This is a genomic window from Belnapia arida, assembly GCF_016773205.1.
Classification (GTDB): Bacteria; Pseudomonadota; Alphaproteobacteria; order Acetobacterales; family Acetobacteraceae; genus Belnapia; species Belnapia arida.
This window is the reverse complement of the sequence record NZ_JAETWB010000006.1, coordinates 139,387-159,219: the sequence shown is the minus strand read 5'-3', so window position 1 is coordinate 159,219 and position 19,833 is coordinate 139,387. Positions and strand designations below refer to the sequence as shown.

Annotated in this window: 17 protein-coding genes; 11 read left to right on the top strand and 6 right to left on the bottom strand. The window is 70.5% G+C overall.

Annotated elements, in window-relative coordinates:
* Positions 1-23: 23 nt before the first annotated feature.
* The 5 genes from JMJ56_RS15235 (at position 24) to JMJ56_RS15215 (ending at position 1,740) form a co-directional block, all read left to right on the top strand.
* Positions 24-596, top strand: a complete 573-nt coding sequence (locus tag JMJ56_RS15235) for a GNAT family N-acetyltransferase (protein ID WP_202832609.1) — start codon at positions 24-26, stop codon at positions 594-596.
* Positions 597-771: 175 nt separating this feature from the next.
* Positions 772-978, top strand: a complete 207-nt coding sequence (locus JMJ56_RS15230) for a cold-shock protein (protein ID WP_043337870.1) — start codon at positions 772-774, stop codon at positions 976-978.
* A 56-nt stretch (positions 979-1,034) separates the two neighbouring features.
* Positions 1,035-1,247 (top strand): hypothetical protein, encoded by a 213-nt coding sequence (locus tag JMJ56_RS15225; RefSeq protein WP_043364632.1) that lies wholly within the window; start codon positions 1,035-1,037, stop codon positions 1,245-1,247.
* 73 nt (positions 1,248-1,320) lie between these two features.
* Positions 1,321-1,491: a hypothetical protein gene (locus JMJ56_RS15220; protein WP_201445576.1), complete on the top strand. Its 171-nt coding sequence runs from the start codon at positions 1,321-1,323 to the stop codon at positions 1,489-1,491.
* Positions 1,492-1,521: 30 nt separating this feature from the next.
* Positions 1,522-1,740 (top strand): hypothetical protein, encoded by a 219-nt coding sequence (locus JMJ56_RS15215; protein WP_202832608.1) that lies wholly within the window; start codon positions 1,522-1,524, stop codon positions 1,738-1,740.
* Between the two features lie 43 nt (positions 1,741-1,783).
* Here the strand turns inward: JMJ56_RS15215 and JMJ56_RS15210 are convergent, their stop codons facing one another.
* A complete protein-coding gene (locus JMJ56_RS15210; RefSeq protein ID WP_202832607.1) occupies positions 1,784-3,901 on the bottom strand; it encodes a sodium-translocating pyrophosphatase in 2,118 nt (705 codons plus the stop codon).
* Positions 3,902-4,092: 191 nt separating this feature from the next.
* On the opposite strand from JMJ56_RS15210, the gene JMJ56_RS15205 reads away from it, so the two are divergent.
* Positions 4,093-5,262 (top strand): E22 family MetX-like putative esterase, encoded by a 1,170-nt coding sequence (locus JMJ56_RS15205; RefSeq protein WP_202832606.1) that lies wholly within the window; start codon positions 4,093-4,095, stop codon positions 5,260-5,262.
* A 119-nt stretch (positions 5,263-5,381) separates the two neighbouring features.
* Positions 5,382-7,565, top strand: a complete 2,184-nt coding sequence (locus JMJ56_RS15200; protein ID WP_328702388.1) for a methyl-accepting chemotaxis protein — start codon at positions 5,382-5,384, stop codon at positions 7,563-7,565.
* Here the strand turns inward: JMJ56_RS15200 and JMJ56_RS15195 are convergent.
* The 4 genes from JMJ56_RS15195 to JMJ56_RS15180 all read right to left on the bottom strand — a co-directional run bounded on the left by JMJ56_RS15195 (position 7,562) and on the right by JMJ56_RS15180 (position 10,573).
* Positions 7,562-8,344 carry an ABC transporter permease gene (locus tag JMJ56_RS15195; RefSeq protein WP_202832604.1) on the bottom strand — a complete coding sequence of 261 codons (783 nt, stop codon included), beginning with the start codon at positions 8,342-8,344 and terminating at the stop codon, positions 7,562-7,564. The two genes, JMJ56_RS15200 and JMJ56_RS15195, sit on opposite strands and share 4 nt — an antisense overlap.
* On the bottom strand, positions 8,341-9,111 hold the full coding sequence (locus JMJ56_RS15190; RefSeq protein ID WP_236037791.1) for an ABC transporter ATP-binding protein: 771 nt from the start codon (positions 9,109-9,111) through the stop codon (positions 8,341-8,343). Before JMJ56_RS15190 ends, JMJ56_RS15195 begins: the two co-directional genes overlap by 4 nt.
* Positions 9,112-9,191: 80 nt before the next feature.
* Positions 9,192-9,431: a hypothetical protein gene (locus tag JMJ56_RS15185; protein ID WP_202832603.1), complete on the bottom strand. Its 240-nt coding sequence runs from the start codon at positions 9,429-9,431 to the stop codon at positions 9,192-9,194.
* Between the two features lie 113 nt (positions 9,432-9,544).
* A complete protein-coding gene (locus JMJ56_RS15180) occupies positions 9,545-10,573 on the bottom strand; it encodes an ABC transporter substrate-binding protein (RefSeq protein WP_202832602.1) in 1,029 nt (342 codons plus the stop codon).
* A 105-nt stretch (positions 10,574-10,678) separates the two neighbouring features.
* Between JMJ56_RS15180 and JMJ56_RS15175 the strand changes: the two genes are divergently transcribed.
* The gene (locus JMJ56_RS15175) at positions 10,679-12,217 is read left to right on the top strand and encodes an acetolactate synthase large subunit (RefSeq protein ID WP_202832601.1); all 1,539 of its coding nucleotides are present in this window, start codon (positions 10,679-10,681) and stop codon (positions 12,215-12,217) included.
* Here JMJ56_RS15175 and JMJ56_RS15170 read toward each other — a convergent pair.
* Positions 12,214-13,410: a Zn-dependent hydrolase gene (locus JMJ56_RS15170; protein WP_202832600.1), complete on the bottom strand. Its 1,197-nt coding sequence runs from the start codon at positions 13,408-13,410 to the stop codon at positions 12,214-12,216. The two genes, JMJ56_RS15175 and JMJ56_RS15170, sit on opposite strands and share 4 nt — an antisense overlap.
* Positions 13,411-13,675: 265 nt before the next feature.
* Between JMJ56_RS15170 and JMJ56_RS15165 the strand changes: the two genes are divergently transcribed.
* From JMJ56_RS15165 to JMJ56_RS15155, 3 genes are all read left to right on the top strand, one after another.
* A complete protein-coding gene (locus JMJ56_RS15165) occupies positions 13,676-15,061 on the top strand; it encodes an efflux RND transporter periplasmic adaptor subunit (protein ID WP_202832599.1) in 1,386 nt (461 codons plus the stop codon).
* Positions 15,062-15,140: 79 nt separating this feature from the next.
* A complete protein-coding gene (locus JMJ56_RS15160) occupies positions 15,141-18,287 on the top strand; it encodes an efflux RND transporter permease subunit (protein ID WP_202832598.1) in 3,147 nt (1,048 codons plus the stop codon).
* Positions 18,284-19,813 (top strand): TolC family protein, encoded by a 1,530-nt coding sequence (locus JMJ56_RS15155; protein WP_202832597.1) that lies wholly within the window; start codon positions 18,284-18,286, stop codon positions 19,811-19,813. Before JMJ56_RS15160 ends, JMJ56_RS15155 begins: the two co-directional genes overlap by 4 nt.
* The last annotated feature ends 20 nt before the right edge of the window (positions 19,814-19,833 follow it).

Sequence of the window (19,833 nt, the reverse complement as noted above, 5' to 3'; positions counted from 1 at the left end):
AACATCGCGGCGGAGCGCGTGGGATGAGCGTCGCGGCGGAGCGGACGGCAGCGGTCGCCGTCGATGTCACCTTCCTGCGGATGGATCGGCGCCCCGCCGATCCGCCGCCGCCGCTGCCGCCCGGCGCCCGCGTCACCGAGGCGACGCGATGCTCCATCAGCTTCTACCGCTACCTCTACGACACCGTCGGGCACGACTATGTCTGGTGGCTGCGGCGGACGCTGACGCAGGCGGAGCTTGGCCGGGTCCTGGCCGATCCGGGCGTCAGCATCCATGTGCTCTATAAGGATGGCGAGCCGGCGGGCTTCTACGAGCTGGACCGGCGCAACCGCCCGCTGGTCAACCTCTCCTATTTCGGGCTGATGCCGCATGCGGTCGGCACCGGGCTGGGGCGGGCCTTCCTGCTCCATGCGGTAGAGGAGGGGTGGGCGCAGGGCACGCGGGCCCTCACCGTCAATACTTGCACGGCGGACCATCCACGCGCCCTGCCCAACTACCTCGCCGCGGGGTTCGGCCGGCTGCGGACGGTGCGCGAGGTGTGGAACGTGCCGCTGCATCTCGGCCTGCCCATCCCGTCGCGCCTGCGGATCGGCTGACGCACCCCATTGCAATGCCGGCGGGATAGGCCCATATCTTAGGCGTCAACCCGTCTGGTTCGGCCCGTTTCGTTTGCTCCCCTGGGAGCCCGAGCCTGGTTTCCGTCCCTCAAAGGCAGATTGGCCCGCCCCGCGATGGCGTGGGACGGCACCCTTGCATGATGGGATTCCCCGCATGTCTACCGGCACTGTTAAGTGGTTCAACGCGACCAAGGGCTACGGCTTCATCCAGCCCGAGGACGGCACCGCTGACGTTTTCGTCCACATCTCCGATGTCCAGCGCTCCGGCCTCCAGGGCCTGCAGGACGGCCAGCGCCTCAGCTTCGATGTGCAGCGCGGCCAGCAGGGCAAGCTCTCCGCTTGCAACCTGAAGCTCGACTGAGCGACTGGGGCGGGCTTCGGCCCGCCTCTTTTTTGCGGTGGCAAGAGGAGGCCAGCATGGCAACGCATCTCTACACCGTCGGCCAGAATGTCGAATTCATCGCCGGCCGCTTCGACGGCAATGTGCCGCGCGGCCTTTATACCGTGGTACGGCAGCTCCCTGGTCCGGCGAATGTCCGTGAGTACCGGGTGAAGCACCAACAGGACGGGCATGAGCGCGTGGTGCCGGAGAACCAACTCCGTGGCGGACCGCCTGCCGTCTTCAGCTGAGCCGACCACAGACGCTCATCGAAGCCGCTGCGGCATGATGCCGTCAGCCTAGAATCACGTCCGGGAGCAGCCGATGGCGCGCAGACCGAATTACGGCCAGCAGCGGGCCGAGGTGAATCGCGGCAAGCAGGCGAAGCAGGAAGCGAAGCAGCGCGAGCGCGAGGAGGCCGTCGCCCGCCGCAAGGCCGAGCGCGAGGCCCAGGGCCTGCCGCCCGAGGAAGAGCCCGCGGAGCAGGAACGATAACCACCGCTGCGGCGGCATGAGGATAGTATCATGGCCAAGCGCCGCGATGACGGAAAATACGTGCTTTTCGATGTCGCCTATGCGGATGGCAGCCGTGCCTCCAACCGCAAGGTGCCGACCGAGCTGCTGGGTGGACTTGATGGCGACGAGCCGGCACGGGGCGAAATCGAGGCGCAGGACCGGCGAATCGCCGAAGCCTCCGGCAAGCCCCAGCGGGCGATACTGACGCTGGCCCGGACGGGCCGGTAGGTAGGAGAGGGGCCGGCGGAGCGATCCGCCGGCCCTTTCCGTTTCAGCTGTGGGCGAGGATCGCCAGCAGCAGCAATGCCACGATGTTGGTGATCTTGATCATCGGGTTCACGGCGGGGCCCGCGGTGTCCTTGTAGGGGTCGCCGACGGTGTCGCCCGTCACCGCGGCCTTGTGGGCCTCGGAGCCCTTGCCCCCGTGGTGGCCCTCCTCGATGTACTTCTTCGCATTGTCCCAGGCGCCGCCGCCCGTGGTCATGGAGACGGCGACGAAGAAGCCGGTGACGATGACGCCGAGCAGCATCGCCCCCAGCGCCTCGAAGCCCGCCGCCTTCCCGGCGATTGCCTGCACGCCGAAGTAGCAGACCAGCGGCGAGAGCACCGGCAGCAGCGAGGGGATGATCATCTCCTTGATCGCCGCCTTGGTGAGGATGTCGACGGCGCGGCCGTAATCCGGCCGGTCCGTGCCCTGCATGATGCCGGGCTTCTCGCGGAACTGCTTCCGCACCTCCTCCACCACCGCCATGGCGGCGCGGCCGACCGCCGTCATCGCCATGCCACCGAAGAGGAAGGGCAGCGCCCCGCCGAACAGCAGCCCCATCACCACATAGGGGCTGGTCAGGCTGAAGGTGAGCGCGCCGATCCCGGCGAAGTAGGGGAAGGTCGCCGCATTCGCCGAGAAATAGGCAAGGTCCTGCGTATAGGCGGCGAAGAGCACCAGCGCGCCGAGTCCCGCCGAACCGATCGCATAGCCCTTGGTGACGGCCTTCGTCGTGTTGCCGACCGCGTCCAGCGCATCGGTCGTCACGCGGATCTCCTTCGGCAGCCCGGCCATCTCGGCGATGCCGCCGGCATTGTCCGTCACCGGCCCGAAGGCGTCGAGCGCCACCACCATGCCGGCCAGCGCCAGCATCGTCGTCACCGCGATGGCGATGCCGTAGAGCCCCGCCAGGTTGAAGCTGAACAGCACGCCCGCGATGATGATGAGCGCCGGGATCGCCGTGCTCTCCATGCTGACGGCGATGCCGCGGATGACGTTGGTGCCATGGCCCGTCACGGAACTCTCGGCGATGGCCTTCACCGGGCGGTAGTCGGTGCCGGTGTAGTACTCCGTCACCACGATGATGAGGCCGGTGACGATGAGGCCCACGAGGCCGCAGAGGAAGAGCGAGAAGGCGGTGAAGTCGGCGCCCGCCGCGCTCAGCGTGCCGCTGCCGAATACAAGGTAGCTCAGCGGCAGCAGCATGACGAGCGAGAGGATGCCGGTGACGATGAAGCCCCGGTACATAGCCCCCATGATGGAGTTGTTGGCCGGCAGCTTGACGAAATAGGTTCCTGCAATGGAGGTGACGACGCAGACCGCGCCGATCGCCAGCGGGAAGAGCATGCCCTGCGCCAGCATGTCGGCCGGGAAGGCGATGGCGGCCAGCACCATCGTCGCCACCATGGTCACGGCATAGGTCTCGAACAGGTCGGCCGCCATGCCGGCGCAGTCGCCCACGTTGTCGCCCACGTTGTCGGCGATGGTGGCCGGGTTGCGGGGATCGTCCTCGGGGATGCCGGCCTCGACCTTGCCGACCATGTCGCCACCGACATCGGCGCCCTTGGTGAAGATGCCGCCGCCCAGGCGGGCGAAGATCGAGATCAGCGAGGCGCCGAAGCCGAGCGCCACGAGGGCGTCGATCACGGGGCGGCTGTTCGGCGCATGCCCGACGAGCACGACCAGGATGAAGAAGTAGATGGCGACGCCGAGCAGGGCGAGGCCGGCCACCAGCATCCCGGTGATGGCCCCCGACTTGAAGGCGACATCGAGCCCCGCGGCGAGCGAGCTGGTGGAGGCCTGCGCGGTGCGGACATTGGCGCGCACCGAGACGTTCATGCCGATGAAGCCCGCGAGGCCCGAGAGCACTGCGCCGATCACGAAGCCGATCGCGACGCCGATGCCGAGCCAGAGCACGATCAGCACGAACAGCACGATGCCGACGAGGCCGATGGTCATGTACTGGCGCTTCAGATAGGCCTGCGCGCCCTCCTGGATCGCCTGGGCGATCTCCTGCATGCGGGCGGTGCCCGGATCGAGCGCCATCACCTGCCGGGCGGTCACCACCCCATAGGCGAGGGACAACGCCCCCAGCAGGATCACGAGCAGCAGCGACACTGTCATCAAGACGGAAGCCCCCCTGTGGTTCGCCGCGCCCTTCGAGGGGCGCTGGTGACGCGAGGCTAGGCGGGCAGCGGTAGCGGCGCAACGGTATCCCTGTTGCATTCCACTGGCATATCAGCGGTTGCGAGGCTTGCCGGCCGCCGCCGGCCCCGCCACCATGCGGCCCGGGCGAACCCTTGGGGGAAACACGGATGATGCGGCGTGCTCTGCCGGCGCTGGCTTTGGCGCTCGGCCTGATGATGGGGCCGGCGATGGCGCAGGACGTGGTCGAGAAGCGGGTCTTCGAGGGCGGCGCCTACCAGACCCGCGGCGGCGCGACCATCGCCAATCTTCGCATCGGTTACCAGACCATGGGCCGGCTGAACGCGGAGGGCACCAACGCCATCCTCATCTGCCACTTCTTCAGCGGCAACAGCCATGCCTTCGGCCGGCTCGCGGCCGGCGGCCCGGCCGGCTACTGGGACGCGATCATCGGCCCCGGCAAGCCGATCGACACCGACCGCTACTTCGTCGTCTCGGCGGATACGCTGGTCAACGTCAACGTGCCCGACGCGAACACGGTGACGACCGGCCCGGCCAGCATCAACCCGGATACCGGGCGGCCCTACGCCATGACCTTCCCCGTCGTTTCCATGCGCGACTTCGTCGAGACGCAGAAGCGGCTGCTCGACAGCCTCGGGGTGAAGCGCCTCGCCCTCGTCGCCGGCCCCTCCAACGGGGGCTTGCAGAGCATCGAATGGGCCGCCGCCTATCCCGGCTTCGTCGAGCGGGTGATGCCGGTGATCTCCGCCGATATCGATGCCTGGATGCAGGGCTGGCTCGACATCTGGGAGGCGCCGATCCGGCTCGACCCGAATTGGGCCGAGGGCAACTACTACGCCCAGGGCCGCGAGCCGCCGCTGCGCGGCCTGGCCGAGGCCTGGAAGATCGTGACGCTCCATGCCCGCGATCGGCTCTGGGCGAAGCAGTATGACCGCCAGCTGCCGGAGGGGCAGGACCCCGCCCGCCGCATCGGCGACCGCTTCGCCATCGAGCGCTGGCTCGACGATGCGGCGATGGCGCGGGCCCGTACCTCGGACGCCAACGCCTTCATCTACATGGTGCGGGCCAACCAGCTCTTCCTCAACGAATACCCAAGCTTCGGCGCGGCCCTCTCGGGCGGCCCGGCGCGCTGGCTGGTGGTGTCCGCCCCGACCGACCGCGTCTTCCTCGCCGATGGCGTGCGCGACTTCGTCGAGGCGCTGCGCGGCGCCGGCAAGCAGGTGGAGACGGCCGAGCTGGCCGGGCCGCTCGGGCACCTCAATGGCGTGGTCGGGATGGCGCCGGCCGGCGACCGGCTTCGCGCCTTCCTGGCGCGATGAGCCGGCGGCTCCGTCCCGGCGGCCCCGGGAGATAAGCCGAATCGTAATGTTTGGCCCGCAGACTCCACCGCAGAGGCTTGGCGCAATCCGGCGCCGGCTGCCCAGCGTGGATGCAAGCAGTGCCGACACTCCAGTTCCGTTCCGTCCGCACCAGGATCGCCGCCCTCTCCGGCGCCTGCCTCCTCGCCACCGGGATGATCCTGACCGGCTGGAACCTCTTCACCGCCTTCCGCACCGCGGAGGTGGTCGAGTCCCGGACGGAGGCCCTGCTCGACCAGGGTGCCATCGACTATCTCGGCAGCGTCGCCGCGGTGCAGGCCAACCGCATCCGCCTCGAATTCCGCACCGCCCTCGATGCCGCCCGCGCCCTGGCCTCCACCTTGGGGGTCCTCGGTGGGACCGATTCCGGTCTGGAGCCGGAGCTGCGGCGCACCCAGATCAACCGCATCCTCGCCGCCGTCCTCAGCCACGAGCCCAACCTCAACGGCACCTACACCGCGTGGGAGCCGGATGCGCTCGACGGCGCCGACGCCTTCTACCGCGGCCAGCGCACGACGGGGACGGACGGCACCGGCCGATTCGTCCCCTACTGGAACCGCGACGCCACGGGCCGCATCGGCCTGCAGCCGCTCGTCGAGTATGAAAGCCGCGACCTCCACCCGAACGGCGTGATGAAGGGCGGCTGGTATCTCGGCCCGCGCGAGCATGGCCGCGAAAGCGTGCTCGACCCGCTGCCCTATGTGGTGCAGGGGCGCAACCTGCTGCTGGCGACCCTCTCGGTGCCGATCAAGCGGGAGGGTCGCTTCCTCGGCGTCGCCGGCGCCGATTTTAACCTCGCCTTCGTGCAGAAGCTGGCGACCGATGTGGCCGCCCAGCTCTATGGCGGCCGCGCCGCCGTCACCATCGTCAGCAATATGGGCCTCGTCGTCGCCAGCTCGAACCACCCGGCGCAGATCGGCCAGACCTTCGCGCCGCTGAGCCCCGACTGGCAGGCGGATCTCCGCACCGTGCAGGAAGGCCGCGCCGTCGCCGCCCTCGATCGCTCGACCGACTCGCTGCGCGCCTTCTCGCCCATCATCCTCGGCAATACCGGCAAGCCGTGGAGCGTGCTGGTCGAGGTGCCGCGCACCGTGGCGCTCGCCGCCGCCACCCAGCTCGGCACCGAGCTCGCGGCCCGCAACCGGACGGATGCGCTGCTGCAGCTGGCAGCCGGCATCGCGGTCGCGGCATTCGGCATCGGCGCCATGGTGCTCGCCGCCGGCGGCATCGTCCGCCCGGTCCGCGACTGCGTCGCCTTCGCCGAGGGCATCGCGAGCGGCCACCTCGACCAGCGCCTTGCCGTCGCCGGCCGGGACGAGATCGCCAGCTTGGCCGCCGCGCTCACCCGCATGCAGACCGACCTGGTCGAGGCCCGCATCCAGCGCGAGCGCGACCAGGAAGCCACCGAGGCCGCGCGCCGCGCCGCCATGCTTTCCGCCGCCGAGGAGATCGAGGCCTCGGTGCAGCGCACCGCGCAGGGGGTGCTGCAGATCGCCCACCGCATGGGCGAGAGCGCCCTGGCGATGTCGGAGGCGACGGGCCGCACCGCTGGCCAGTCCGCGGCTGCCGGCCAGGCCGCCGACCGCGCCAACGGCAACGTCCAGACCGTGGCCGCCGCCGCCGAGGAGCTGGCCTGCTCCGTCGCCGAGGTCGGCCGGCAGATGGACCGATCGACCGAGATCGCGGCCGAGGCCGTGCGCCTTGCCCAGGAGGCGGACCGCCAGGTGATCGGCACCACCGCCAGCTCGGAGCGCATCGGCGGCGTGGTCCAGCTCATCCAGGACATCGCCGGGCAGACCAACCTGCTGGCGCTGAACGCGACCATCGAGGCGGCGCGCGCCGGTGAGGCCGGCAAGGGCTTCGCCGTCGTCGCCTCCGAGGTCAAGAACCTTGCCGCCCAGACCGCGAAGGCGACCGAGGAGATCGCCGCCCAGGTGACGGACATGCAGCGCGCCGCCCAGGACACGGCGACGATGATCCGCCGCGTGGCCGAGGTGATCGGGCAGATGGACCAGGTGGCGACCGCCATCGCCGCCGCCATCGAGCAGCAGGGCGCGACAACGCAGGAAATCGCCCGCAGCGTCCAGAACGCCGCCGGCGACACCCGCTCCGTCACCGCGAATATCGGTGAGGTCAACGGGGCTGTCCTCGGCGTCGGCCGCAGCGCCGGCGAACTGCGGGAGATCGCCGATCAGCTCTCCCGGGACGCGACGGCGCTCGGCGGGGTCATCGACACCGTCCTGCGCCGCCTCCGTGCGGCCTAGCCCTCCGGCCGCATCGCGCTCTCGTGCCAGCGCCCGAGCAGCAGGTGCTGGACGAGCCCGAGCACCGCGAAGATGGCGATGCCGAGCGCCGAGATCAGCGCAAGGGCCGCGAACATGCGGGGGATCTTCAGCTGGTACCCCGCCTCCAGGATACGGAAGGCGAGGCCGGAGCCCGTCCCGCCCGCGCCCGCCACGAACTCCGCGACCACCGCCCCGATCAGCGCCAGCCCCCCCGCCACGCGCAACCCCGCAAGGAAGAAGGGCAGCGCCCCCGGCAGCCGCAGCAGCCGGAGCGTCTGCCACCGCGTCGCGCCGTAGAGGCGGAACAGCTCCACATGGTTGCGGTCGGCGCTGTTCAGCCCGAGCACGGTATTCGACAGGATCGGGAAGAAGGCGACGATCCAGGCGCAGATCAGCAGGCTGAGGGTGACGTCGTCCACCCAGATCAGGATCAGCGGCGCGATGGCGACCACCGGCGTCACCTGCAGCACCACCGCATAGGGGAAGAAGGCCCGCTCCACCCAGCGCGACTGCGCGAAGAGCACGGCCAGCAGCCCGCCGAGCGTCACCGCCAGCAGCAGCGCCAGCAGCGCGATCCTGAGCGTCACCAGCATGGAGGAGCGGAAGAGCGGCCAGTCCTCCACCAGGGCGCGGGCGATGGCGACCGGCCCCGGCACCTGGTAGGCCGGCACCTCCAGCAGCCTGACCGCCGCCTCCCACCCTCCGACCACGAGCAGCCCGACCAGGGCCGGCGCCAGCCAGTCCGCCCATCGCCTCATGCCCGCATCGCCCCCTCCAGCGTCTCCGTCGTCCGCCGGCACAGCGCTGCATAGCCCGCCGAGGTGCGGAACCCTGCTGGCCTCGGCGCCGGCTCCTCCACAAGCAGTTCCGCCGCGATGCGCCCCGGCCGCGCCGCCATGACGAGGATGCGCGAGGAGAGGTAGACGCTCTCGAAGACCGAATGGGTGACGAAGACCACCGTCACGCCGCTCCCCGCCCACAAGGCAAGCAGGTCGTCATTCAGCCGGTGCCGCGTCAGCTCGTCGAGGGCGGCGAAGGGCTCGTCCATCAGCAGCAGGCTCGGCCGCGTCACCAGCGCCCGGGCGATGGAGACGCGCATCCGCATCCCCCCCGACAGCTCCCGCGGATAGGCCCGCTCGAAGCCGCCGAGCCCGACCTGCGCCAGCGCCTCCGCCGCCCGCGCCTCCTGCTCGGCGCGCGCCACGCCCGCCAGCCGCAGCGGCAGCCGCACATTGGTGAGGGCATCCGACCAGGGCAGCAGCGTCGCCTCCTGAAAGACGAAGCCGACCTGGCGTGAGGCCGCCCGGGTGATCCGCCCGCTGCTCGGCTCCGCCAGCCCTGCGATCAGCCGCAGCAGGGTCGATTTCCCGCAGCCCGAAGGGCCAAGCAGGGAGAGGAATTCTCCCCGCTCGATCCGCAGATCGACCCCCCGCAGCGCCTCCGTCCCGCTGGCGAAGCGCTTGCCGACGCCATCGAGGGCGACGAGCGTCACGCGAGGGGGGAGGGCAGGGGCATCATCGGGCAAGGATGAAGGGATGACTATGCAGGCGGCAAGGGCCGGATACCCCTTGCCTCCGGCTCCCCACCTGCGCTATAGGAATATAGTCAATTTCCCGCCTTGCGCCGCCGCCCCTCGATCACCCGCATCGCCTCCCACAGCACCTCCTTGGTGATCCCTTGGGGCGCGAATTGGTTTTCCACCCAGTCGGGGGAGGACGCGATGACCGGCCTCACCATCAGCACGCCGTTCTCCATCCTCACCTCTGCCTGCCTGGTCTGGCCGAAGCGGGCGCGGAGCGCCGTGGGGATGGTGATTTGCCATTGCGGCGAGACCCTGACGAGCATGCGACCCTCCATCCCGGCCCCATGCCGAGACTGGGATAAAGGACTAAAATCCTAAAATTGTCAAGTCAAAACGAAGTGCTGCAAGGGCTTGCCCGGGCCCGGCCCTCAAACCTTCAAGCCTTTCCGATGCCCTTGTTTACCAGCCCGAGGTCGAAGGCCCGCCGCCATTCCATCCCCCGCGGCACCACGCCCACCTGCGTCGCCGCCTCGTGGAGTGCCGCCCAGCGCGCCTCCGTCATCGCCCCGATGCCGAGCGCAAGCGCATCGCCCGACCGCACGATGCCCTCCTCGTTCATCATCCGGGTGCCGTAGGCGATGAGCTCCTCGCCCATCTCCGGATTCTGCTGCCGGATCAGGCGGTTCGCGGCCTCGGTGTCGAAGCCGCCGGCCTTGCCCTTCAGGTACTGGTCCCAGCCGGCCAGGCTGGCCTCGACGAAGCGCCCGATCACCTCGCGCCGCTCGGCCAGCGTCTTCGCCCCGACATTGATCGTGGTGCCGTAGTCCTGGAAGCCGCTGTCATGCACCAGCAGCACCACCGGCTCCACGCCCTGCTGCCGGATCGAGAAGGGCTCGCTCCCCAGGTAGCCCTGCTGCACCACCCGCTTGTCGGCCAGGAAGGGCGCCAGGCTGAATGTATAGGGCCGCACCTGCTCGTCGCTCAGCCCGTATCTCTGCCGCACATAGGGCCACCAGGTGACGCGCGGCTCGGCGCTGATCAGCACCGGCCGTCCCTTCAGCGAGGAGAAATCCGTGATGCCCTGGCCCGGATGCCCGATCAGCACCACCGGGTCCTTCTGGAAGATGGCGGCGACGCAGAGGAACGGAATCCCCTCCCGCACGAAGCCCAGCGCCCCGAGCCCGTTGCCCATCGCCATGTCGACGCGCCCGCCGATCAGCAGCTGCGCCGGGTTGATCTGCGGCCCGCCCGAGCGCAACTCCACCTCCAGCCCCGCCGCGCGGTAGAGCCCCGCCGCCTGCGCCTGGTAGAAGCCGCCATGCTCCGCCTGGGCCCGCCAGTTGGTGACGAAGCTCACCCGGTCGAGCCGCGGCTGCGCCCGCACCGGCCCGGCCGCCACCAGCAGCGGCCCCGTGGCGAGCCCCAGCGCCACCCGGCGCGGGACGATGAAGCGTTCTGCGGCCATGGCCTCCTCCCCTTCGGTCGCGCAACAGCCTGCCATGGGCCGCCCCATCTTGCCCACTGCCGCAAGCCCCTGCACCCTGCGCCCATCAACCGAGAGGACCGCGCCGTGAACGGAGCCGAAAGCCTGGTGAACACCCTCCTCGGGGGAGGGGTCGATGTCTGCTTCTCCAACCCTGGCACCAGCGAGATGCATTTCGTGGCCGCGCTCGACCGCATCCCCGGCATGCGCTGCGTCCTCGGCCTGCAGGAGAACATCGTCACCGGCGCGGCGGACGGTTACTGGCGCATCGCCGGCAAGCCGGCCTCGACCCTGCTGCATTGCGGCCCGGGCCTCGCCAACGGCCTCGCCGGCCTGCACGACGCGCGCCGCGCCCGCTCCGGCATCGTCAACATCGTGGGCGACCAGGCGGTCTACCACCGGCCCTTCGACGCACCGCTGACCGCCGATACCGAGGGCTGGGCAAGGGGCGTCTCGGCCTGGACCCGCACCACGACCCGCTCGGAGGATGTCGGCGCCGATGCCGCGACGGCCATCCAGGCCGCCCGCACCTCGCCCGGCCAGATCGCCACGCTGATCCTCCCCTCCGATTCGTCCTGGAACGAGGGCGGCGTCGTCGCCCAGCCGCTGCCCGTCCCCGCCGCCCCCGTCGCCGACCCGCATGCGGTGAAGCAGGTGGCCCGCATCCTTCGCGAGCAACGCGGCGTGATGCTCCTGCTCGGCGGCCTCGCCTTGATGGAGGGGGCGCAGAAGCAGGCCCATCGCATCGCCGCCGCCACCGGCTGCAGGCTGCTGGCCGAGGGCTCGAACGCCCGCACCCAGCGCGGCCAGGGCCGCCTGCCGCTCGACCGCGTGCCTTATGTGGTGGACCAGGCTCTCGCCGCGCTCGCCGACGTCCAGCACCTCGTGCTGGTCAATGCCAAGGAGCCGATCGGCTTCTTCGGCTATCCCGGCAAGCCGAGCCGCCTCTACCCGGCCGATGCCGCCGTCCACCTGCTGACCCGCTACGAGCAGGACGCCGAAGCCGCCCTCGCGGCCCTCGCCGACGAGCTGGGCGTGCCCGCTGCCGCCATCCCCTCCGCCGGCCCGCGGCCCGAGGCGCCGCGCGGCGCCCTCTCGCCCGAGGGCCTCGCCCGCGCCGTCGCCGCGCTGATGCCGGAGGGCTCCATCGTCGTCGATGAATCCGTCACCTATGGCCGCGGCTTCTTCCCCGAGACGGTGGCGGCGCCGGCGCATGACTGGCTGCAGAATTGCGGCGGCGCCATCGGCTACGGCATCCCCGTCGCGGTCGGTGCGGCAATCGCCGGCGGCGGCCGCCGCGTCATCGGCCTGCAGGCGGATGGCAGCGCCATGTACACGGTGCAGGGCCTTTGGACCCAGGCGCGCGAGCGGTTGCCGGTGACGACGGTGCTGCTCTCCAACCGCAAGTACCAGATCCTGCTCGGCGAATACCGCAATGTCGGCGCCAATCCGGGGCGGACGGCGATGGACATGCTCGACCTCGGCAACCCCGATATCGGCTGGGTCCAGCTCGCCAATTCGATGGGCGTCGAGGCGGCGCAGGCGACGACGCTCGAGGCGCTCGGCGACCTGATGTCGCAGAGCTTCTCCCGCCCCGGCCCCTTCCTGATCGAGCTGATGATCTAGCTCGCAAGGAACCGCCTCGCGCCTTCGGCCAGCACCTTGAGGCCGAGGGCCAGGTCCTCCCGCTTCGTGTCCTCCGTCCAATGGTGGCTGATGCCGCCGATGGAGGGTACGAAGAGCATCGCCACCGGCATGACGCGGGCGAGGATCTGGCTGTCATGGATCGCCCCGCTCGGCATCTCCGTCCAGGCGCGGGGGCAGAGCTGCTCGGCGGCCTCGCGCAGCGCCGCCCGCATCGTCGGGTCGCAGGGGGAGGGGGCGGTATGGCCGATCGGCTCCAGCACCGCCGGGCAGCGCTCGCGCCGGTTGCTCTCCTGCACGGTGCGGCGGAGGCAGTCCTCCATCCGGTCCATGACCTCGAGCGAGAGGTCGCGGAAGGAGAAGGTGATCTCCGCCCGGCCGGGGATGATCTGCGGCGCGTTGGGCTCCAGCACGATGCGCCCGGTGGTCCAGACGCTGCGCGGGCCGGCCGCCATCGGCATCGCCTGGTCGAGCGCCGCCAGCAGCCGAACCGCCGTCAGCCCGGCATCGCGCCGCTCCGCCATGGTGGTGCCGCCGGTATGGTCCTGCTGACCGGTGACGGTGATCCTCCACTGCCGGATGCCGACGATGCCGGTGACGACGCCGATACGCATCCCGGCCCGCTCCAGCTGCGTTCCCTGTTCGATGTGCAGTTCGAAGGCCCCCTTGTACCGGCCGGGCTCCAGCCGCAGCCGCTCGCGCCCGGCGAGCCCCGCCTCCCTCAGCGCCTCGCGCAGCGGGCGGCCGTCATGACGGTTGCGTGCCGCGTCCAGCTCCGCCTCGTCCACCGCGCCGATGAGGCTGCGGCTGCCGAGGAAGTCGCCCCAATGCCCCTCCTCATCCGCATAGGCGCAGACATCGACCGGCAGTCCGGCGCGGGCAAGGGCGAGGGCGGCGACGACGCCGAGCACGCCGTCCAGCCAGCCGGCCTGGTTCTGCGTCTCGATATGGCTGCCTGCCAGCAGATGCGGCCCCGGCCCGCGGTGGCGGCCGAGGACGTTGCCGATGCCGTCGATACGTGCCTCCAGCCCCGCCGCTTCCATGGCCGCGGCGAGCCAGTGTCGGCTCTCCATGTCCTCGGCGCCGAAGGTCGGTCGATGCACGCCGGTGCGGTAGGCGCCGGTCTGTCGCAGCCGGTCCAGGTCTGCGAGGAATTGAGCAGTATCGAGAGACAAGGGCGCGTTCCTTCATGGCAAGGGACGCAGCCATGGTATTCGATGCACGGCGTCTTGCCGCAAGCCGTGTTTTTTAAGAGATTTTTCGCTACCATAACGGCTAAGAGATGGCTTAGGTTTCAGGTTTCCCCCTAGGTGGGTGTAATTCCAGACAGCGCATGATGCATCGTGACGGAGCCGGACCAGGCCGGCCGCCAGGCGATGCCCAAGGGGTGTGCCAGGGGTCAAGACGGTCGACGACGCTTCCGCAGGGTCCGGGAAAACCATGAACGCCACTCACCTGCCGCCGCCGAAAGGGATCGATGGTTTCGCATCGACGGTGGACGTCCTGAGCCTGCAGGCGGCCGCGACCCAGAAGCCGTTGCCCGGGGCCAGCGCCGCCGCCGCCCCGCCCCCCCAGCCGGCCCAGGATCCCGGCGAGGCGCCGCGCGGCCGCGGGAGGCTTTGGCTGGCGCTTGGCCTCGTCTTCGCTGGCCTGGCCGGCGGCTATTACTGGTACGACCAGTCCCGCAAGGCCGCCGAGGCGGTCCCGACCTCGCCTGCCGCCACCCAGACCGAGCCGCTCACCCAGGGCGAGTTCCGCCTCTCCGATACCGAGATGCGGGCGCTGCGGATCGAGGAGATGCACTCCCGCGCCTTCCGCGCCGAGCGCGTGGCCGAGGGGCGCATCGCCTATGACGAGGACCGCTCCACCCCCGTCTTCTCGCCCTATAATGGCCGTGTGGTCCGCGTGCTGGTCCGGATGGGCGACGAGGTGAAGGCGGGCGATACCCTGCTCGAAATCGAGACCACCGACCTCGCCGGCGCCGCCAACGACCTTCTCTCGGCCTCCGATGCCGCCAACAAGGCGCGCGCCACGCTCGACCAGGCGCGGCGCGAGGAGGCGCGTCAGAACAGCCTGTTCGGCGCCCGTGCCGCCTCGCAGCGGGATGTCGAACAGGCCCGCACCGGCGCTATGACGGCCATGGCCGACCTCCGCAGCGCCGAGGCGGCGCTTTCAGCCGCCCGCGACAAGCTGCGCGTCCTCGGCCGCAGCATGGACGAGATCGCCCGGATCGAGCAGACCCGCATGGTCAACGCCGTGGTGCCGGTGACGGCGCCGATCGGCGGCACCGTGGTGCAGCGCCGCGTCGGCCCCGGCCAATGGCTTTCGACCGGCGCCTCCGACCCGGTCTTCACCATCGCCGACCTCTCCACCATGTGGCTCGTCGCCGCGGTGCGGGAGCTGGATGCGCCGATGATCAGGACCGGCCAGCCGGTCGATGTCAGCGTCGGCGCCCTGCCGGGCCACCGCTTCGAGGCGCGCATCGCCACCGTCGGCGCCGGGCTCGACCCGACCACGCGGCGCCTTACCGTCCGCGCCGAGGTCAAGGACCCGGAGCACCTGCTGAAACCCGAGATGTTCGCCACCTTCCGCATCTCGGTCGGCGAGGGCGAACAGAATGTCGGCGTCCCGGTGAACGCCATCATCTACCGCGGCGCCGAGGCCAGCGTCTGGTTGGCCCTCGACGACAACCGCTTCATCCTCCGCCGCATCAGGCCCGGCATCCGCGCCGGCGACATGGTGGAGGTGACCGACGGGCTGAATCCGGGCGACCGGGTGGTCACCGGCGGCGCCCTCTTCATCGACCGCGCCGCCCGGATCGACTGAGCGGCAAGCTTCTGGCGACGGGCACGGGTTCCGGGGCAAAATAGCGTGCCGGCGATCCCGGCCAGTCGGGAAGGCCAGCATGCGCCAGATCGTCGCCTTTTCTCTCCAGCGCAGGCCGCTGGTCATCCTCCTGTTCTTCACCTTCATCGTCGTCGGCCTGGCTGCCTTCACCCGGCTGAACATCGAGGCCTATCCGGACCCGGTGCCGCCGCAGGTGGTGATCATCACCCAGAATCAGGGACAGAGCGCGGAAGAGATCGAGCGCTACGTCTCGATCCCCGTCGAGGTGGCGATGGCGGGGCTGCCGAACCTCACCTCGGTCCGCTCGACCAGCCTGTTCGGCCTCTCCGACGTGCGGGTGCAGTTCAACTTCAACTACACCTATGATCAGGCCTTGCAGCAGGTGCTGAACCGTCTCGGCCAGCTCAACGGGCTGCCGGAGGGCGTGCAGCCGCAGATCAGCCCGCTCTCGCCGATCGGCGAGATCATGCGCTATCGGCTGATCGGCCCGCCCGGCTATTCGCTGGCCGACCTCAAGACCCTGCAGGAATGGGTGCTCGACCGGCGCTTCAAGCGCGTCCCCGGCGTGGTCGACGTCACCTCCTTCGGCGGCCTTTCCAAGAGCTACAACGTGGTGGTCGACCTCCGGCGGATCGCGGCGCTCGGCCTTGCCCTGCCGCAGGTGATCCAAGCGGTGCGGGCCGGCAATGCGACGGTCGGGGCGGGCACCATCCGCATCGGGCCGCAGGCGGCGGTGGTGCAGGGGATCGGGCTGATCCGCGGGCTGGACGACATCCGCAACGTGGTGGTCTCGGCCGAGGGCGGCGTGCCGGTGCTGCTCGGCGACGTGGCGACGGTCGAGATCGGCAACCTGCCGCGCCTCGGCATCGCCGGCCAGGAAAACGACGACGACGTGGTGCTGGCCACCGTGCTGATGCGGCGCGGCGAACAGACCCTGCCGACCATCCGCGGCGTGCAGCAGGAGGTGGCGCGGATCAACGCCGGTGGCGTGCTCCCGCCGGGGGTGAAGATCGTCCCGCTCTACGACCGCGAGGACCTGGTGAAGATCACCACCCGCACGGTGGTCCACAACATCATCGAGGGCGTCGCCCTCATCCTCATCATCCAGTGGCTCTTCCTCGGCGACTTCCGCGGCGCCCTGGTGGTGGCGGCGACCGTCCCCTTCGCCTTCCTCTTCGCCATCCTGCTGATGATGGCGCGCGGCGAGAGCGCCAACCTGCTCAGCCTCGGCGCGCTCGATTTCGGCCTGCTGGTCGATGCCACGGTCATCATGGTCGAGAACATCTACCGGCATCTGGGGCTCAGCCGGAACCCGGCGCACCGCTACATCGCGCCCACCGGCTCGAAGGAGCTGTCCGGCCTCTCGCTCACCGTCCTCCGGGCGGCGGGCGAGGTGGACAAGGCGATCTTCTTCTCGGCGCTCATCATCATCGCCGCCTTCATCCCGCTTTTCACGCTCGGCGGCATCGAGGGGCGCATCTTCGGCCCGATGTCGAAGACCTATGCCTATGCGATCATCGGCGCGCTGCTGGCGACCTTCACCATCACCCCGGCGCTGGCCGCCGCTCTCCTGCGCGAGGACAGCAAGGAGCGCGACACGCTGCTGGTGCGTGCGCTCCGCTGGGTCCATAGCCGGCTCTATGCCGCGGCGATGCGGGCGCGCGCCGTTTGCCTGCTGCTGGCGGCCGCGCTCTTCGCCGGCTCGCTCCTGCTGATGTCGCAGCTCGGCGCCGAATTCCTGCCGACGCTGGAGGAGGGCAACCTCTGGGTCCGCGCCTCCATGCCGGGGACGATCAGCCTCGAGGAGGGCAACGACACGGTGAACCGCATCCGGCGGACGCTGATGGAATTCCCCGAGGTCATCACCGCCACTTCGCAGCAGGGAAGGCCGGATGACGGGACGGACAGCGCCGGCTTCTTCAATGCCGAGTTCTTCCTCCCCCTGAAGCCGCCGCAGCAATGGACCACGGCGCCGCACCGCGACGGGCTGGTGCGGGCCATGCAGGAGCGGCTGGCGGGCCGGTTCGTCGGCGTGGAGTTCAGCTATTCCCAGGCGATCAGCGACAATGTCCAGGAGGCGGCCTCCGGCGTGAAAGGCGCCAATGCGGTGAAGGTCTACGGGCCGGAGCTCGACATCATCGCCCGCAAGGCGGAGGAGATTCGCCAGGTGATGGCCGGCGTCGAGGGCGTGGCCGACCTCGCCGTGTTCCGTTCGCTCGGCCAGCCGACCGTCGCAGTGCAGATCGACCGGGGGCGGGCGGCGCGCTACGGGCTGGCGGTCGACGACGTGAACGAGGTGGTGCAGGCGGCGATCGGCGGGCGCGAGGCGGGGCGGCTCTACGAGCCGGGCGGTGACCGCAATTTCCCGATCGTCGTGCGGCTGGACGCGCCCTACCGGGATAGCCTGGAGGCGATCGGGCGCATCCCGGTCGGCGGGCCGCGCGGGGCGACGCTCTCCGACGTGGCGGAGATCAGGCTGATCTCCGGCGTCTCCTACATCTATCGCGAGGATGCCTCGCGCTACGTGCCGATCCGCTTCAGCGTGCGCGGCCGGGACCCGGCGAGCACCGTCGCCGAGGCGCAGGCGCTGGTGGCCGCCCGGGTGGAGCTGCCGCCAGGCTACAGGCTCGACTGGGTGGGTGAGTTCCGCAACCTGCAGGAGGCTATCGGGCGGCTGCTGGTGGTGGTGCCGGCGGCGCTCGCCTTGATCCTCGTTCTGTTGTACGTGCAGTTCAATACGCTGCGCGAGACGCTGCTCGTTTTTGGCATCGTTCCGATGTCGATCACCGGCGGTATCGCGGCACTGGCCGTGGCGGGGCTCAACTTCAGCGTGCCGGCGGCCATCGGTTTCCTCGCGCTGTTCGGCATCACCGTGATGGAAGGCATCATCATGCTCTCCCATTTCAACCATCTGCGGCTGGAGGGGATGCCCTGGCGCCCGGCCCTCGACCAGGCCGGGCGGGACCGGATGCGGCCGGTCTTCATGACCTGCTTCGCCAGCTTCACGGGCCTGCTGCCGATGGCATTGGCGACGGGCATCGGTGCCGATGTGCAGAAGCCGCTGGCGCTCGTCGTCGTCGGGGGGATTGGGCTGGTGCCGCTTTTCATCCTGGTGGTCTTCCCGGCCATGATCGATCTCTTCGGCAAGCCGCGGCATATCCGCCGGGCCGAGGCGGCGACGCATGGCGCGGCGGTACGGGCATGAGGCTGTCCTTCCGCGCGGCCCTGCTCGGCTGCGCCCTGCTTGCCGACCTGCCGGCTTGGGCCCAGACGCAGCCCACCCCGCCAGCCTCCCCACCGCCGGGGATGGCGCCGCTGCCGATCGGGCCGGGCGCCCGGCCGCTCTCCCTCGAGGATGCGGAGGCGGCGCTGGTCGAGCGCAACCTCGCCGTCATCGCCGCGCGGCGGGGGGTGGATGCGGCGCGGGCGCAGCGGCTGGTGGCCTCCTCGCGGCCCGCGCCCGCCGTTTCGGTCGGCAATACCTTTGCCCAGTTCGGCGAGACGCGGAACGGCGCAGTGCGCGGGGCGCGTTACCTGAGCCCGGCCAAGAACATCAGCGTCGGGCTGACGGTGCTGGTGGAGCGCGGCGGCAAACGGACGCTCCGCACCCGCTTCGCGGAGCGGCAGGTCGAGGGCGCGGAGGCGCAGGTGCTGGATGCGCTGCGCACCCAGATCTTCCAACTGCGCCAGGCTTTCCTCGGCGCGTTGCTGGCACGGGCCAACCTCGAGGTCGCGCTCGGCAACCGCGCCAGCCTCGACCGGACGGAGCAGCTGCTGCGCCGGCAGCTGCGCGACGGCGCCATCCCCGAGGGCGACCTGTTGCGCTTCCAGGCGAGCCGGCTGCAGTTCGAGGGCGACGTGACGAGCAACGCCCAGGCCTATGCGGCGGGCGTCGCGGCGGTGGCGGCGCTGCTCTCGGCCGATCCGGCGGCCTTCCAGCCGGGGGCGGGGACGCTCTCCTCGCTCGGGATCAACCCGGCGGTGAGGGGTGCGCTGGCGCCGCCTCCGGGGCAGCAGGGGCGGACGGGGACGCCGGCGGGGCCGGCCAGCGCGCCGACCGCGGTGCGGACCATCCTCTCGCCCGTGGCCTTCGATGTGCGCGGGCGGTTCGATGCCATCCCCGATCTCGGCATCGGCCGGGAGGAGCTGGCCCGGGGCGTCGCCAGCCGGCCGGATGTGGTGGCGGCGGAGCGCCAGGCGGCGGCGGCGGCGGCCAACCGGCAGCTCGTCGAGGCGGGCCGCTCGCGTGACGTGACGGTGGATGCGGGCTGGAGCCGCTCGGCGCTCTCGCAGGACCTGCCGGATTCGCGCGACCGGCTGAGCGCGCTCAACAGCTTCGGCGTTCAGCTTTCGGTGCCGATCTTCACCTCGCGCATCGTCGAGGGGAATGTCGCGGCGGCGACCGCGCAGCAGGGCCAGGCGGATGCCGTGGCGCGGGCGACGATGCTGCAGGCGCGGGCGGAGTTCGCCGCGTCCTGGGCCGGGGTGGAGCAGTCGCGTGCCCTGCTGAACCTCTATGCCGGCGGCGCGCTCGGCCGCGCGGAGGAGGCCTATCGCAGCACCGAGCAGGCCTATGTCGCCGGCGGACGGACGCTGCTCGACGTTCTGGATGCGCTCCGCGTGTTGAACGTGACGCGCGTCCAGGCCAACCAGGCGCGCTATGCCTATCTGCTGGCGCTCTCCCAGCTGGAGCAGGCGAGCGGGGTGTCGGGCGTCGCGCCACGGCTGTAGGCTTCCCCCTGAACGGGAGG